At 66.2% G+C, this 14533-nt stretch carries 15 protein-coding genes; 13 read left to right on the top strand and 2 right to left on the bottom strand.

Annotated elements, in window-relative coordinates; translation table 11 throughout:
- Nucleotides 1-55: 55 nt before the first annotated feature.
- The 10 genes from MKK63_RS05800 (at nucleotide 56) to MKK63_RS05755 (ending at nucleotide 9520) form a co-directional block, all read left to right on the top strand.
- On the top strand, nucleotides 56-1807 hold the full coding sequence (locus MKK63_RS05800; RefSeq protein WP_243999554.1) for a fumarate reductase/succinate dehydrogenase flavoprotein subunit: 1752 nt from the start codon (nucleotides 56-58) through the stop codon (nucleotides 1805-1807).
- A gap of 25 nt (nucleotides 1808-1832) precedes the next feature.
- Nucleotides 1833-2066: a ferredoxin family protein gene (locus MKK63_RS05795; RefSeq protein WP_149312599.1), complete on the top strand. Its 234-nt coding sequence runs from the start codon at nucleotides 1833-1835 to the stop codon at nucleotides 2064-2066.
- Nucleotides 2067-2074: 8 nt separating this feature from the next.
- Nucleotides 2075-3040, top strand: coding sequence for a HEAT repeat domain-containing protein (locus MKK63_RS05790; protein WP_243999552.1), 966 nt, complete (start codon nucleotides 2075-2077; stop codon nucleotides 3038-3040).
- A 169-nt stretch (nucleotides 3041-3209) separates the two neighbouring features.
- On the top strand, nucleotides 3210-3986 hold the full coding sequence (locus tag MKK63_RS05785; RefSeq protein WP_243999550.1) for a Crp/Fnr family transcriptional regulator: 777 nt from the start codon (nucleotides 3210-3212) through the stop codon (nucleotides 3984-3986).
- Nucleotides 3987-4150: 164 nt separating this feature from the next.
- On the top strand, nucleotides 4151-5575 hold the full coding sequence (locus MKK63_RS05780) for an ABC transporter substrate-binding protein (protein WP_243999548.1): 1425 nt from the start codon (nucleotides 4151-4153) through the stop codon (nucleotides 5573-5575).
- Nucleotides 5576-5581: 6 nt separating this feature from the next.
- A complete protein-coding gene (locus MKK63_RS05775; RefSeq protein ID WP_243999546.1) occupies nucleotides 5582-6472 on the top strand; it encodes an ABC transporter permease in 891 nt (296 codons plus the stop codon).
- Between the two features lie 81 nt (nucleotides 6473-6553).
- Entirely contained in the window at nucleotides 6554-7414 is an 861-nt protein-coding gene (locus MKK63_RS05770) for an ABC transporter ATP-binding protein (protein ID WP_243999544.1), read from the top strand.
- Between the two features lie 23 nt (nucleotides 7415-7437).
- Nucleotides 7438-7776 carry a ferredoxin FdxA gene (fdxA, locus tag MKK63_RS05765; protein ID WP_243999542.1) on the top strand — a complete coding sequence of 113 codons (339 nt, stop codon included), beginning with the start codon at nucleotides 7438-7440 and terminating at the stop codon, nucleotides 7774-7776.
- A 17-nt stretch (nucleotides 7777-7793) separates the two neighbouring features.
- Complete coding sequence (locus MKK63_RS05760) at nucleotides 7794-8567, top strand: ferredoxin--NADP reductase (RefSeq protein ID WP_243999540.1); 774 nt, start codon at nucleotides 7794-7796, stop codon at nucleotides 8565-8567.
- Nucleotides 8568-8596: 29 nt separating this feature from the next.
- Nucleotides 8597-9520 (top strand): DMT family transporter, encoded by a 924-nt coding sequence (locus MKK63_RS05755; protein ID WP_243999538.1) that lies wholly within the window; start codon nucleotides 8597-8599, stop codon nucleotides 9518-9520.
- Between the two features lie 235 nt (nucleotides 9521-9755).
- On the opposite strand, the gene MKK63_RS05750 is transcribed toward MKK63_RS05755, so the two are convergent.
- Nucleotides 9756-10670, bottom strand: a complete 915-nt coding sequence (locus tag MKK63_RS05750; RefSeq protein ID WP_243999536.1) for a LysR family transcriptional regulator — start codon at nucleotides 10668-10670, stop codon at nucleotides 9756-9758.
- Nucleotides 10671-10764: 94 nt separating this feature from the next.
- Between MKK63_RS05750 and MKK63_RS05745 the strand changes: the two genes are divergently transcribed.
- Nucleotides 10765-11211, top strand: a complete 447-nt coding sequence (locus tag MKK63_RS05745; RefSeq protein WP_243999534.1) for a cupin domain-containing protein — start codon at nucleotides 10765-10767, stop codon at nucleotides 11209-11211.
- Between the two features lie 197 nt (nucleotides 11212-11408).
- Nucleotides 11409-12176, top strand: coding sequence for a short-chain dehydrogenase/reductase (locus MKK63_RS05740; protein WP_243999532.1), 768 nt, complete (start codon nucleotides 11409-11411; stop codon nucleotides 12174-12176).
- Between the two features lie 421 nt (nucleotides 12177-12597).
- Here MKK63_RS05740 and MKK63_RS05735 read toward each other — a convergent pair whose 3' ends face one another.
- Nucleotides 12598-13344, bottom strand: coding sequence for an SDR family oxidoreductase (locus MKK63_RS05735; protein WP_243999530.1), 747 nt, complete (start codon nucleotides 13342-13344; stop codon nucleotides 12598-12600).
- A gap of 131 nt (nucleotides 13345-13475) precedes the next feature.
- Here MKK63_RS05735 and MKK63_RS05730 point away from each other — a divergent pair, with 131 nt between their 5' ends.
- The gene (locus MKK63_RS05730) at nucleotides 13476-14396 is read left to right on the top strand and encodes a LysR substrate-binding domain-containing protein (protein WP_243999528.1); all 921 of its coding nucleotides are present in this window, start codon (nucleotides 13476-13478) and stop codon (nucleotides 14394-14396) included.
- Nucleotides 14397-14533 lie beyond the last annotated feature (137 nt).

Genomic DNA, 14533 nt, shown 5'->3' with positions numbered 1-14533 from the left:
CCGATTCCTCGGCGATCGCACGAGCGCCGCCACTCCGCTGACGCGAGACCTTACCATGAGCGCCTTCGAATCCTCGACGAAGACCGAGATCCTCGAGACCGACATCCTGGTAATCGGCGGCGGCACCGGCGGCCCGATGGCCGCCATCAAGGCCAAGGAGGCCGACCCAAAGCTCCGCGTCGTCCTGATGGAGAAGGCGAACGTCAAGCGCTCGGGCGCGATCAGCATGGGCATGGACGGACTCAACAACGCCGTCGTGCCGGGCTACGCCACGCCCGAGCAGTACGTGAAGGAGATCACCGTCGCCAACGACGGCATCGTCAACCAGAAGGCGGTGATGGCCTACGCGCAGGGCTCCTTCCCGATGATCCAGTACCTCGACAAGCTCGGAGTCAAGTTCGAGAAGGACGGGTCGGGCGAGTACAACATGCGCAAGGTCCACCACATGGGGACCTACGTGCTGCCGATGCCCGAGGGGCACAACGTCAAGAAGGTCCTCTACCGGCAGCTCCGCCGCCTTCAGGTCGGCGTCACCAACCGCTACATGGCGACCCGGCTGCTCAAGGGTCCGGACGGTCGGATCGCCGGCGCCATCGGCGTCAACACGCGCACCTCCGAGTTCCTCGTGGTGAAGGCCAAGGCGGTGATCCTCGCCTGCGGAGCGGCCGGGCGACTCGGCCTGCCTGCCTCGGGCTACCTGTTCGGCACCTACGAGAACGCGGCCAATTGCGGCGACGGCTACGCGATGGCCTACCATGCGGGCGCGCAGCTCGCGAACCTCGAATGCTACCAGATCAACCCGCTGATCAAGGACTATAACGGGCCGTCCTGCGCCTACGTCACCGGCCCGTTCGGCGGATACACGGCGAACAATCGCGGTGAGCGCTTCATCGAGTGCGATTACTGGTCGGGCCAGATGATGCTGGAGTTCTGGCGTGAGCTGCAGGGGGGCAATGGCCCGGTCTTCCTCAAGATGGACCATCTGCGCGAGGAGACGATCTCGGAGATCGAAACCATCCTGCACTCGAACGAGCGGCCCTCACGCGGGCGCTTCCACGAGCGGCGCGGCACCAATTACCGGAGGCGCCCCGTGGAAATGCACATCTCCGAGATCGGCTTCTGCTCCGGCCACTCGGCCTCTGGCGTCTTCGTCGACGAATTTGCCCGCACCACGGTCCCGGGCCTCTACGCCGTCGGCGACATGGCGAGCGTGCCGCACAACTACATGCTTGGTGCCTTCGTGAACGGCGGCATCGCCGGCGCCGATGCTGCCGCGTACTGCTCGGCGAACGCGCTGGCGGACCACGACGAGGCCGATATCGCTGCCGAGCGCGAACGGGTCCTGGCGCCGACCCGGCGCGACGACGGCCTCACCCCGCATGAGATGGAGTTCAAGACGCGCCGCCTGGTCAACGACTACCTCGAGCCGCCGAAGGTGACGGCCAAGATGGAACTCGGACAGCGCCGCTTCGCCGAAATCCGCGAGGACCTCGACCTGCTTTGCGCCCGCGACCCGCACGAGCTGCACCGGGCGCTGGAGATGCAGACGATCCTCGACTGTGCCGACATGGCGGCCGCGGCCTCGCTCTACCGCACCGAGAGCCGGTGGGGCTTCTATCACCTGCGCGTCGATCACCCCGAGACCGACGACGCGAACTGGAATTGCCACACCGTGCTGTTCAAGGATGGTCAGGGCCAGATGGCCCACGCCAAGCGCGCGGTCGACCCGTTCATCGTGCCGGTCGCCGCCGAGGAGATGAGCGCCTACCACCAGCTCCGTATCAAGACGCCAGCCGCTGCCGAATAGCCCCCCACGAACCGGAGATCGATCCATGCCGATCATCAATCAGGCCAGCAGCGCCGCGGTCGTCATCGACGACGAGAAGTGCATCGCCGAGAAGGGCTGCCGCGTCTGCGTCGACGTCTGCCCGCTCGACATCCTCGCGATCGATGAGACGCGGCAGAAGGCCTACATGAAGTACGACGAGTGCTGGTACTGCATGCCGTGCGAGGTCGACTGCCCGACGAACGCAGTCAAGGTCAACATCCCGTACCTGCTGCGCTGAGGCCGACCATGAGCCCCGTATTCGATTCCTTCGACGACGACCTGGATGACGTGGCCGAGCGCTGCGCCAGCGCCGATGCGGTCGTCCGGCGCGTCGCGATGATGGAGCTCGCCGAGGCTGTCGGCCCCGAGGCGAAAATCCTGCTCCTGAAGGGTCTCGGCGACCCGGACGCCACCGTTCGTGCGGCCGCCGCCAGGGCCCTGGACGAGCACGACGGCGCGGACGTCGTCGAGGGCCTGGTGCGCTCCCTGGAAGACGCCGACGAGGCCGTGCGGCGCACCGCCGCCGACACCCTCGCCGAGAAGAAGGAGCCGACCTGCGGCCCACTGCTGATCGAGCGCGCCGAACACGCCGACCCCTTCGTGCAGGCGTCCGCCCTGCGGGCGCTGCGCGAGCTCGTCCTGCCGGACGCCCTGTCGGCCGCATTGAAGGCGCTCCAGAGTTCGGCGCCCGAGGTTCGCCGCGAGGGCCTCGGCGTCATCGGCTACCTCAAGGCCGAGGAGGCGCTGCCCGCGCTGATCGCCACCGCCGGCGATCCCGACCCGACCGTCCGGCGCGCGACGATGGCGGCGCTGGTCTTCCTGCGCCCCGGCGGCCCGGGCGTCTCCACGTTGATCGCCGGCCTGTCTGACGACAACTGGCAGGTGCGCGAGGAGGCAGCGGTCTCGTGCGCCAAAATCCGGCTGCCCGAGGCGACGCCCCCCCTGATCACGGCGATGGATGATCCCGTCTGGCAGGTCCGTATCAAAGCCGCCAACGCTCTGGGCCGGATCAAAGCCTCGGCCGCCGTCGACGTTCTGGGGGGCGCATTGGCTTCGGAGGTGAGTAACCTGCGCAAGGAATCCGCCGCGGCCCTCGGCGAGATCGCCGACCCACGCGGTCTCGCTGCCCTTGGGGCGTCCTCCAACGATCCCGATCCCGACGTCCGCAAGCTCATCCAATGGGCCATCGGGCGCTGCCAGGGACGCCCCTGACTGATCCAACTGACGTCGGTTCGATGCGGCACCTCTCCCATCCGGGGGGGGGGCGCCGTATCGCGTCCACAGACGGCTCGCCGGCAGCCGGATGCCACATGCGAGCTGGGACAGTTTAGAGCTGGTACAGGGTTTGCGGCGACATCCCTGCAAGACGCAGGAGATGGCAATGCAGACCACGGCGCCGATACGCCCGTCTCAGGCCCCGGCGGGGCTGCACACCCAAGCGAACGCCCTTCTGCTGTCCGATGCGGCACCCAGGACTGGCGCCGGCCAGCGCCCGCTGCTCGACGGATTGACCGAACGCGAGCTTGCCCTCGTCGTGGAGAAGGGGCGACGCCGTGTGCTCTACCGCGGCGCGACCCTGTTCACGCAGGAGACGCCGAACGACGGGATCTGGATCGTCGAGAGCGGCCGCATCCGGGTCTTCTACGCGGCGCCTTCCGGTCGCGAGATCACTTTGGCTTACTGGTACCCCGGCAACTTCGTCGGCGGGCCCGACGTGTTTGGCACCGGCCTTCACAAGTGGTCGGGCATGGCGGCGAGCAATTCCAGTGTGCTGCACCTGCCGGGCAAGGCGCTCAAGCAGCTCGTGACGCAGATCCCGACGCTGGCGATCGGGGTCATCGACGGCCTGACCTTCAAGGGCCGCTGCTACTCGACCCTAGCCCAGATGCTCGGGACTCGCTCGATCACGGAGCGTCTCGCCCATCTCATCCTGCACCTGTGCGATCTCTACGGCGTGCCGGAGGAGGACGGGACCGTAATCGCGGCGACCTTTACCCACGCCGACCTCGCCCACATGGTCGGCGCCACCCGGCAATGGGTAACGATCAGCCTGAAGCGCCTTTCGGAGCAAGGGGTCGTCGCGACACGGCGCATGCAGATCGTCGTGCTGCGCCCTGAGATCCTAGCGCAGCTGCGTGGCGGCGAGGAATGCGCTTAAATCTGAAGCTTCCCGCTCAAATCGACAGCACATCCGGGCCGACACAACCTTTTTGCGCAACTAATCGACCTGCGCGCGCTCTCAGTGTTTGATCGAACTCGTCGCCGGGTCCGATCATGCCCGCGATGTCCTTGCGGCATCGGACCGACATGACGGAGCGGGCGATGGCAAGACGGTTCCCCGGGCTCGGATCGGTATCCGCTCTCGCACTTCTCGCAATCACCGGCACCGGGATCGGTACGCCGGCCCGCGCAGAGACCCTGACTGTCGGCATTGGCACGCAGGACACGACGACCAACACCGCAACCGTGGGGGTGGTTATCCGACAGCTCAAGCTGCTCGAGAAGTACCTGCCCAGGACCGGGAAGTACGCCGACAAGACCATCCAGCTCGACTGGCAGAACTTCACCTCTGGGCCGCCGGTCACAAACGGCATGATGGCCGGCAAGCTTCAGTTCGGCGCCATGGGCGATTACCCGTTGGTCGTCAACGGCGCCACCTTCCAGAACAATCCCGAGAGCAAGTCGCAGCTGATCGCGGTCGCGGCGTACAACCTCTACGGTTCCGGCAATGGCATCGTCGTCAATAAGGACTCCGAATACTTCTCCTTCGAGGACCTGAAGGGAAAGGTTGTCAGCGTGCCCTTCGGCTCAGCTGCCCACGGAATGGTTCTGAAGGCGCTGCAGGACAAGGGCTACCCGGCCACCTACTTCCGCCTGGTGAGCCAGAGCCCGGAGGTCGGTTCGACCAACCTTCAGGAGAAGAAGATCGACGCGCACGCCGATTTCGTCCCCTTCGCCGAGCTGCTGCCGTTCCGCGGCTTCGCCCGTAAGGTGTTCGACGGTGTCGAGACCAAGCTGCCGACCTGGCACGGTGTCGTCGTGCGCACCGATTTTGCCAAGCAATACCCCGAAATCGTCGAGGCCTACGTCAAGGCGGTGCTCGACGCCGACGCCTGGGTCAAGGCAGACCCGAAGCGCGCCGCCGAGCAGATCGCGACGTGGACCGGCACCGACAAGGAGGTGGTCTACATCTTCCTCGGGCCCGGTGGGATCATGACCATCGATCCCACGATCAAGCCGCAGCTGATCGACGCCGCACGCGAGGACGTGAAGGTTCTGCAGAAGCTCGACCGGATCAAAGCGTTCGACGTCGGCCCGTGGGTCGACGACGCGTATCTGCGCAAGGTCTTCGCCGAGCGCGGTCTCGACTACGAGCAGCAGCGCGCGAGCACCACCAACTACGAGGTGAGCGGCGAGGACACGTTCTGCAAGAAGCCGATCACCGAGCCGCGTAAGGCCGGCGAGATCTGGGTGAAAGGCGGCGCGATACAGCCCTATTCCAGCACCGCCTGCACGCTCGGCGCGCTGAACGAGATGAAGACCAAGGGGCAGCCGGTCGACGTCGCCTACGTCTTCGACACCGCCCGCGGCATCAAGCTGTTCGCCCGCGAGGCCTTCTACGTGGTCGACAGCAAGGGCAGCATCGCGCCCTTCCTTCTGAAGCAGGATGCCGAAACCGCGGCTCAGGGCGGCGGCAAGGTGATGCCCTACGACGAGGCCCTCAAGGCCGCTGTGACGGGAGGCTAAACCCTCATGGAAGCTGTCGCCCTCCGGTCCACCGCCGAGCCCGAGCCGCCGCGAACGGCGACCCTCGCGCCGCCGTCCGCGTCTGCCCAACCCACGACCGGCCGCACCCGCCGCTGGCTTCGCCTGCACCATGGTGAGTTCCGCGCCGCGCTGATCGGGCTCGCGTCGCTCATCCTGTTCGTCACCCTCTGGCAGTATCTGACTGCCAACCGCGTCACCCTCTACGTGCGGTTCCTGAACATACCCACGCCGATGGACGTCGTGGGCCGGGCGGTGATCGCTCTGCACAACCCGGTCTTCGGCGACCACGTGCTCATCTCCTGCCGCCGGATCCTGTTTGGCTTTCTCCTGGCCGGCGGTGTCGCCGTCCCGCTCGGTCTCCTCATGGGCCGCTATCACCTCCTGCGCGAGATTGCCTTCCCGATCTGCGAGGTGCTGCGGCCGATCCCGGCCATCGCCTGGGTTCCGATGGCGATCATGCTCTGGCCGACGAACGAGGGCTCAATCATCTTCATCACCTTCCTCGGCTCGTTCTTCCCGATCCTGATCAACACCCTCCAGGGCATGGTGCAGGTCGACCCGGTGCTGGTGCGTGCCGCCCGGTGTCTCGGAGCCAGGGAAGTAGCGGTGTTCCGCGAGGTCTACCTGCCAGCCTCGTTGCCGCAGATCTTCACCGGGCTGACGGTCGGCATGGGCGTGGCCTGGGTCTCGCTGATCGCCGCCGAGATGATCTCCGGCCAGTTCGGCATCGGCTACTTCACCTGGGAGGCCTACTCCCTGGTCCAGTACCCGGACATCGCGCTCGGCATGATCACGATCGGGCTGCTCGGGCTCGGCTCGAGCTTCGCGATCCGGCTCATCGGCCGCCTCGTCATGCCCTGGGCCGCCTCCCGGTAGGACACCCGACGGTCCCGCCGCCTTCCGCGGGGCGGTGCCCCACGAGGCGGATGCCCGTCCCCATCAATCGAGGAGCCTGCCATGCCCGAGCCGAGCCGAGGCCTGATCGAGGTCCGCGACTTCTGCCTGCGGTACGAGTCGATGGAAGGCGCCGTCGAGGCCGTCTCGAATACGTCACTCACGGTGCAGCCCGGCGAGTTCATATCGATCATTGGCCCATCCGGTTGCGGAAAGTCGACGCTGCTCAACGCCCTGGCCGGTTTTCTCACGCCATCGTCGGGACGGGTGACCGTCGACGGCGAGGCGATCTTGGGCCCGAGCGCGGACCGGGGCATGATCTTCCAGCAGTACTCACTCTTCCCGTGGAAGACGGTGCGCGAAAACGTCGAGTTTGGCCTGAAGATGAAAGGGCTTCGGCGGGGCGAGCGCGAGCGTCAGGCCCGCACGCTCCTCGGCCTCGCCGGTCTCACGCCGTTCGAGAACCACTACCCCGACCGACTGTCCGGCGGGATGAAGCAGCGGGTCGGCATCGTGCGCGCACTGGCCACCGGTCCGCGCATCCTCCTGCTCGACGAGCCGTTCGGCGCCCTCGACGCGCAGACCCGGCTGATCATGCAGCAGATCCTCACCAACATGTGGCAGCGCCTGAAGATCTCGGTGCTGTTTGTGACCCACGACATCGACGAGGCAATCTTCCTCTCCGACCGCGTCTACGTGATGACCGCCCGTCCCGGGAGCATCAAGGCCGAGATCGTCGTGCCGCTGCCCCGCCCGCGACAGCCGGCCCTGACCCTGTCCTCCGAGTTCCTGGGCCTGCGCCGGGGGCTGATGTCGCTGATCCGCGAGGAGAGCATCCGCGCGATGGGCGGGGAGGTCAGCGCCGAGGCGATGAAGGGCCTGGCCATCGATGTCGAGGGCCAGGATCTCGCCGCGCTGCTCTAAACTCCGCGCTAACGGGTGAAGCCATGACCTACGTCGTCACCGAGAACTGCATTCGCTGCAAGTACACCGACTGCGTCGAGGTCTGTCCGGTCGACTGCTTCTACGTCGGTGACACCATGCTGGTGATCAATCCGGACGAGTGCATCGACTGTGGCGTGTGCGAGCCGGAGTGCCCGGCCGATGCCATTAAGGCCGATGCGAAGCCGGGAACGGCAGGCTGGAAGGCTTTCAACGCCAAGTACGCCGACCTCTGGCCCAACATCACTGAGAAGACCGAGCCGGCCGGCGACGCGGCGGCGTGGGACGGCCGCGACGGCAAGCTGCTCGAAGCGTTCGGGAATGCGGATCCGGCGGTCGCCTGAGTCAGGAAGAAAAAGCCATGAGCAAGTTTCATGAGGAGCGCGTCCTCTCGGTCCATCACTGGACCGACAACCTGTTCTCGTTCCGCACGACCCGCGATCCGGCGTTCCGCTTCCGCAACGGCGAGTTCACCATGATCGGCCTGGAGGTCGAGGGGCGGCCGCTCCTGCGCGCCTATTCGGTCGTCTCGGCCAATTACGAGGAGGAGCTGGAGTTCTTCTCGATCAAGGTCCAGAACGGGCCGCTGACCTCAAAACTCCAGCATCTCAAGGTCGGCGACCCGATCATCGTCGGCAAGAAGCCCACCGGCACGCTGGTGCTCGACAACCTGCTGCCGGGCCGGCACCTCTACCTGCTCGGCACCGGCACGGGGCTGGCGCCGTTCCTGTCGATCATCAAGGACCCGGAGACCTACGACCGGTTCGAGAAGGTCGTGCTGGTCCATGGCTGCCGGCAGGTGCAGGAGCTCGCCTACGGCGAGACCATCACGGAGACGCTGCCGAAGCACGAATTCCTGGGCGAGATGATCTCGAACCAGCTGGTCTACTACCCGACCGTGACCCGCGAGCCGTTCCGCAACCGCGGCCGGATCACAGACCTGATGGTCTCGGGCAAGCTGTTCGCGGATACCGGCCTGCCGGAGATGTCGATCGAGAACGACCGCTTCATGCTGTGCGGCAGCCCCGACATGATCCGCGACACCCGGGAGCTCCTGACCTCCCGCGGCTATGAGGAGGGCAACCACGGCGAGGTGGCCCACTACGTGATCGAGAAGGCCTTCGTGGGGAAGTAGGGAGCCCGGATCTCGTGCGACTCCCTCGCGTGACACGCACGCAGGCCGGACGGCTCTTCCTCCTCGCCACCGCGACGGGCTGGGGCCTCAACTGGCCGGTGCTCAAGCTGGTCTCTCAAGACTGGCCGCCGCTGTTCGCGCGGGGCGTCGCCGGTCTCATCGCGGCCTCCGGACTGGGCCTTCTCGCCTACGGGCGCGGTGAGCGCCTGACGGTGCCGCGCGCACTTTTCGGACGGCTCGGTCTCGCCGCCGCGATCAACGTCTTCGCCTGGATGGGTTTCACCGGTCTGTCCCTGAGATGGCTCACCGTGCCGGAGGGGGCGCTCCTGGCGTACTCGATGCCGGTCTGGGCCGTGCTTCTCGCCTGGGTTCTGCGCGGCGAGCGTCCGGACCAGCGCGGGTTCGCGGCCCTCGCACTCGGCATCCTCGGTATCTGCGTCCTCGTCGACGGCACCGGAACCGGTCTGATCCTTCGGAAGGCGCCCGGCATCGCCCTCGCCCTGGCCGCGGCCATCCTGTTCGCGTTGGGAACGATCCTTGAGCGAAGGCCGATCGGCTTACCGCCGATCGCCCTCACCGCGTGGCAGGTCGGGCTCGGCTGCCTTGCGATGACGCTGATCAGCCTGTTCACCGAGGCGTCCGACATCAAGGGCCTGAGCCTGCCGAGTCTAGCCGGCATCAGCTACATGGCGATCGGCCCGCTCGCACTCTGCTACCTTAGCTGGCAGGCCGCCCTACGCCGGCTGCCGACAGGCATGGCCACCACGGGCATGCTGTTGGTGCCGATTATCGGCACGGCCGCGGCTGCGCTGGTGCTCCATGAGACGATCGGATCGCGACAGATGCTCGCCTTTGTCCTGACGCTGAGCGGTGTCGGCCTGGCTCTGCAGAGGAAGGTGGTGCCGACGTCCCCGACGGCCTGCGCGTCGTCGAGCGCGGGCCTGGTACGCTGACGCGCAGGTGCACGCGGACGAGCGAGACGTCCGCTTCTGGGAAGCACTTCATTGCGGCAGGATGTCCGGGTTGGGCGCAAAGCCGAACGTCCGGTTCCGCGCGACGGCAAATCAGCCTGGCGTATTCTGGACGACTGCGGCCTGTCTGCTTCCTGCTGGGCGACCGATTAAGCGGCCGTGTCCGGTTTGCCGTCGTGAGTGGCTCTACGAACACCACGATCCTCTGGCGCAGCCTTCACGGCCGTAGGACCGCAAAAGCATCCGTGAGCGTCTGACGCCACCAGCTGTGCCCAGGATCGTGTTGGAAACGGGGGTGCCACCATAGATAGGCATCGCTCGACGGCAGGATGATCGGCGGCTCTTTTATCTCGACTTCGTGCCGCGACGCGCGATCGGTGATCGCCTTCGGCAAGGTCGCGATGAGGTCTGTAGCCGCGACCATCCAGATCGCGGCCGGGAAACTCGGCACCGTCATGGCGACGCGTCGGCGCCGCCCGACTGCCGCCAGAGCTGCATCGACGATGCCCGTGTTGCCACCTGTGGTGCTGACGAGCACGTGCGGCAGGGCTGCATAGGTATCGAGGTCGAGATCGACCGCTAACGCAGGATGACCGCGCCGCACCACGCAGCGGAACGGCTCGGAGATGACGCGCGCGCGCATCAACGCTCGATCCAGCGCCAGTTGGTGCTCCACCTCCGCGCCGGCCAGGACGAGATCCAGCTGGCCGCTGGCGAGGTCCTCCGCGAGCCCTGAGCCGATCGACCTCACATGGAAATCGAGGCCGGGCGCTTCGCGTCTGATCCGTCCGAAGAGATCGGGCAACACCGTGAACTGCGGGTGATCCGGCGTCGCAAGCGTGAAGCACCGCGTCGATTGCGCGGGATCGAAGGCGGCCTGCCGGCCGAGCACGCGTTCCAGCTCTGCCAGTCCAAGCGACAGGCCGGGGCGCAGCGCCAATGCCCGGGGTGTTGGGCTGAGCGCGTTACCGGTCCGGACCAGCAGCGGATCGCCGAACCGGGCCCGTAGGGCGCGCAGCGAGTGGCTGACCGCAGACTGCGTGAGACCGAGGGCGCTTGCTGCCCGCGTCACACTGCGATGATCCAGCAGTGCATCGAGCACCAGAAACAGGCGGAGATCGCGCTCGGACACATGACGTGAACTCATGCAGATATGAGAGCAGCGAAGCTCGCTTCATGTCCAGGGCCGGCCTACACCCCGCGTCCTACCATTGGGGATCGCGCCGATGCGCCAGAATGAAACCATCGCCTTTGCAGGGACGCTCGTCGACATCCTGGTGGCCGGCGAGGAAACCGGCCGCCAGTTCTCGCTGCTTCGCATCACCAACCCACCGAGCGTTTGGACGCCTCCGCACCGGCACCTGCACGAGGAGGAGACCATCTGTGTCCTATCCGGGCAGGTTCAGGTCTGGACCGAGGGCGAGACCCGCTCGTTATCGGCCGGAGAGGTCGTGATCCTTCCTCGCGGCCAAGCTCATCGGCTAGGGAACGCCGGCCCTGAGACAGCCCGGGCCCTGGTATTCTGCACTCCGTCCGGCTTCGAGCAGTTCGTCCGCGAGGCTGGCCAAGCTACGGGTGCCTTGGCATCTGCTCAGGCGCCCGACGCGGAAGCACTGGCGCGACTCGCCAGCCTGTCCTCACGCTTCGGCATCGAGCTTCTGCCGTCAGGCTGAGCAAGCACCAGGAACGAAGTGGCTGGTGCCTCGTCAGCCCTGTCGAAACGCCGACGGGGCGCCATCCTTCAGGGGCTCCAGCCCATACTTCTCGTTTCCGCTGATTGAGGGCTGTCTGGCAACGAACAGCACGCTGATCGGCCCAGGCTGATGTCGGCCCACGCGGCGCTGTTGCAAATCACAGAGAGGATCTTGAAATGGATCTCTATCTCAGAGGCAAGCGTGCGCTCGTCACGGGCGGTTCGAAGGGCATCGGTCTGGCCACCGCCGCCCTTCTTGCCGAGGAAGGCTGCGACCTCGTCCTGGTCGCTCGTGACCCTGCTGGCCTCACGCGCGCTGCGCAGGCCCAAGCCCCTCATGGCGTGGAGGTTCAGACCATCGCCGCGGACCTGTCGCGCACCGCCGAGCATGCGCGCGTCGTCCACGAGGTTGGGGGCATCGACATCCTCGTTAACAATGCCGGCGCCATCCCGCCCGGCGACCTCCTGTCCCTGGATGCGGCGACATGGCGGTCCGCCTGGGACCTGAAGGTCTTCGGCTACATCGATCTCACCCGGGCTTTCTACCCGACGCTCAAGGAGCGCGGAGGCGTCGTCGTCAACGTCATCGGCTCGGCAGGTGAGCGGGCCGAGCCAAACTACCTCGCAGGCAGCAGCGGCAACGCGGCCCTGATGGCGTTCACGCGAGCCCTCGGAGCGCGATCCCCGCGCGACGGCGTGCGTGTCGTGGGCATCAATCCAGGTCCGGTTGCGACCGATCGCATCGAGATGCTTCTCCGCGCCAAGGCTGAACGGACGACAGGCGATGCGGAACGCTGGAAGGATGCGTTCAAGGACTCCGCATTCGGGCGCGCGGCCAAGCCCGAAGAGATCGCCGCCGCGGTGGCCTTCCTAGCCTCTCCGCGGTCCGGCTACACGTCCGGCGTCATCTTGACGATGGACGATCCCGGACGTCCCCCATTCTGAACAACTCGGGTTACTGGGCGCGTGCATCAACCACGCCCAGGGGCCCGTCTGACGGCCGTCGGGACCTCCTCAACGTTTGGATCTGCGCCAAAGGAGCCGGGATCGTGGTCCGGCAGCCGCCTTTGATCGAGCCGCCGGTTCAGCTCGTCGGGCGTTGACTACAGCACCGCCAAGCGCATTGACCGAAGTAAGGCTTCGGGCTTCGGCATCGCACGTCGTGCCTGCTGGCGCGAAATCCGCCGCCCCGCATCAGGAGCTGCGGGCCAGCCAATACAGTCCCGGATGCTACTGAAGCACCGGTCCCCGCGAACCGTACACGGAGTCCGGTCGCGATTGTAAGTCCGAACCGATCAAGGTCCGGGCGACTGCTCCCGGCGAGCCAAAGCCCGCCCTGAGCCGCGATCGATCGGGAGATGAAGGTTCAGAACTGGGACAAACCGCCGTCGACCACGATTTCCGCCCCCGTCATGTAGGAGCTGTCGTCACTCGCCAGGAACAGGGCGGCCCGCGCGACCTCGTCGGCCTCGCCGAAGCGTTGCAGGGGGACCTGTCCCTCGACGCCTTCGGCAAACGCCTTCAGCTCCTGTTCGCTCAAGCCAAGCTTACTGGCGAACGGCGTGCTGATTGGCCCGGGGCTCACGGCGTTGATCCGGATGCCGCGCGGCGCGAGCTCAGCGCCGAGCGTCCGAGCCAGCGAGCGCACGGCCGCCTTGCTGGCCGACAAGATCGACAGACCCGGCGTGCCCTTCGTGTTCAGGAAGGAGGTGGTGAGCACGACGCTGCTGCCCTTGCTCATTAGCGGAACCGCCTTCTGGATGGTGAAGAACACTCCCTTGAAGTTGACCTCGAACTGCTCGTCCAAGTCGACCTCGGTCACAGCTTCCAGCGGTGCGGCTCTCCCAAGGCCCGCATTAGCGAACAGGACGTCGATACGGCCATAGCGCTCCCGCACACCCGCGATGACACGGTCGATGTCAGCGGAACAGCGCAGGTTCGCCGCGATGGCGAGGCTACCTGTACCGAGTTGCGCTTCCGCCGCTTTCAGCCGCCTGGGATCCGTGCCGACCACGATGACCTTGGCGCCCTCGCGCCGAAACAGGGCAGCGGCAGCAAGGCCGATGCCGGACGTGCCGCCGGTGACGAGCGCGATCTTATCGTTGAGCTTCATGACTATCCTCCGGACTTCCAAAAACACTCGTGAAAGTCGGAGCGCGCGTTCCGTGGGGAGGAATATGACCCCGGTCGCCGGGCGCCTCAAACGGGATGTTCTCGCCCGCCGGAATAGATAATGTTTTGCGCATGAGAGCTCCCGATCACCTCAACGCGCTACGCGCCTTCGAAGCGGCGGCACGCCACCAGAGCTTCGCGCTGGCCGCGCAGGAGCTGAACGTCACCCCTGCCGCCGTGGGGCAATTGGTCAGGCGGCTTGAGGAGAACCTCGGCGTCGAGCTGTTCCATCGCGCTCAGTCAGGACCGGCCCGACTGGTCGTGACTGAGGCGGCGAAGGCCGCGATCCCGGACTTGCAGACAGGGTTTGCCTGTCTGTCGGCCGCCATGGACCGGCTGCGTTCGGCTCGGAAGCGTCGGATCCTGTCGGTGACCGTGCCGAGCGCTTTTGCCGACAAGTGGCTTCTGCACCGCCTTGACGGGTTCAACCGGCAACACTCCGATTGTGAGTTGCTGATCGACACCAGCACCGCCCTGGTGGATTTCGCCAGCCAGCCCGTCGATGTCGGCATCCGCTACGGGGCCGGCATGTGGTCGGGGCTGGTGGCGTTTCCCTTCGCTCGCGACGCATTCTTCCCGGTGTGCAGCCCGGCGTTGCTAGAAGGTCCCAACGCGCTGCGAACGCCCGCCGATCTGCGGCACCATCCTCTCATCCACGACACGTCCATGGCCTCGACGGCAGCCTTCCGCACTTGGAGGGACTGGCAACTCGCGGCTGGGCTGGACGTGTCTGAGAGCGAGCGCGGTCTTCGCATCAACGACTCCGCTGCGGCCTACCGCATGGCGATGGCGGGCCACGGTGTTGCCTTGGGCCGAACAACGCTCGCTGAGCAGGATCTGAAGGATCGCCGGCTTGTCCGTCCCTTCGGGCCCGTCCTCGATTGTGTGTTGGCCTACTACGTTGTCTGCCGCCCCCAGGACGTGCAGGACCGGACCATCAACGCGTTTCGTGACTGGCTGATCGGAGAGGCCATGTCGGAAGCGAAGGTCTGATCCGAATCCACCATGGACCGCTTCGCAGCGTCTGCTTCTCGGATACTACAAAATTCGGCTGAATGGCCGGAATGGGCGCAAAGCTGAAGGTCTGCTTCCGGGCCTCAGGTCAATTTCTGTCCGCCAACCTTCTCACA

This window comes from Methylobacterium sp. J-088 (assembly GCF_022829295.1).
In the GTDB taxonomy this organism is placed as follows: domain Bacteria; phylum Pseudomonadota; class Alphaproteobacteria; order Rhizobiales; family Beijerinckiaceae; genus Methylobacterium.
Note: the sequence above shows the minus strand (reverse complement) of the source record. Positions and strands in the feature narration are given on the sequence as shown.

Excerpts from the sequence above, each read along its gene's own strand:
- MKK63_RS05800 (WP_243999554.1), top strand. The coding sequence starts at position 56 with ATGAGCGCCTTCGAATCCTCGACGAAGACCGAGATCCTCGAGACCGAC.
- MKK63_RS05795 (WP_149312599.1), top strand. The coding sequence starts at position 1,833 with ATGCCGATCATCAATCAGGCCAGCAGCGCCGCGGTCGTCATCGACGAC.
- MKK63_RS05790 (WP_243999552.1), top strand. The coding sequence starts at position 2,075 with ATGAGCCCCGTATTCGATTCCTTCGACGACGACCTGGATGACGTGGCC.
- MKK63_RS05785 (WP_243999550.1), top strand. The coding sequence starts at position 3,210 with ATGCAGACCACGGCGCCGATACGCCCGTCTCAGGCCCCGGCGGGGCTG.
- MKK63_RS05780 (WP_243999548.1), top strand. The coding sequence starts at position 4,151 with ATGGCAAGACGGTTCCCCGGGCTCGGATCGGTATCCGCTCTCGCACTT.
- MKK63_RS05775 (WP_243999546.1), top strand. The coding sequence starts at position 5,582 with ATGGAAGCTGTCGCCCTCCGGTCCACCGCCGAGCCCGAGCCGCCGCGA.
- MKK63_RS05770 (WP_243999544.1), top strand. The coding sequence starts at position 6,554 with ATGCCCGAGCCGAGCCGAGGCCTGATCGAGGTCCGCGACTTCTGCCTG.
- fdxA (WP_243999542.1), top strand. The coding sequence starts at position 7,438 with ATGACCTACGTCGTCACCGAGAACTGCATTCGCTGCAAGTACACCGAC.
- MKK63_RS05760 (WP_243999540.1), top strand. The coding sequence starts at position 7,794 with ATGAGCAAGTTTCATGAGGAGCGCGTCCTCTCGGTCCATCACTGGACC.
- MKK63_RS05745 (WP_243999534.1), top strand. The coding sequence starts at position 10,765 with ATGCGCCAGAATGAAACCATCGCCTTTGCAGGGACGCTCGTCGACATC.
- MKK63_RS05740 (WP_243999532.1), top strand. The coding sequence starts at position 11,409 with ATGGATCTCTATCTCAGAGGCAAGCGTGCGCTCGTCACGGGCGGTTCG.
- MKK63_RS05735 (WP_243999530.1), bottom strand. The coding sequence starts at position 13,344 with ATGAAGCTCAACGATAAGATCGCGCTCGTCACCGGCGGCACGTCCGGC.
- MKK63_RS05730 (WP_243999528.1), top strand. The coding sequence starts at position 13,476 with ATGAGAGCTCCCGATCACCTCAACGCGCTACGCGCCTTCGAAGCGGCG.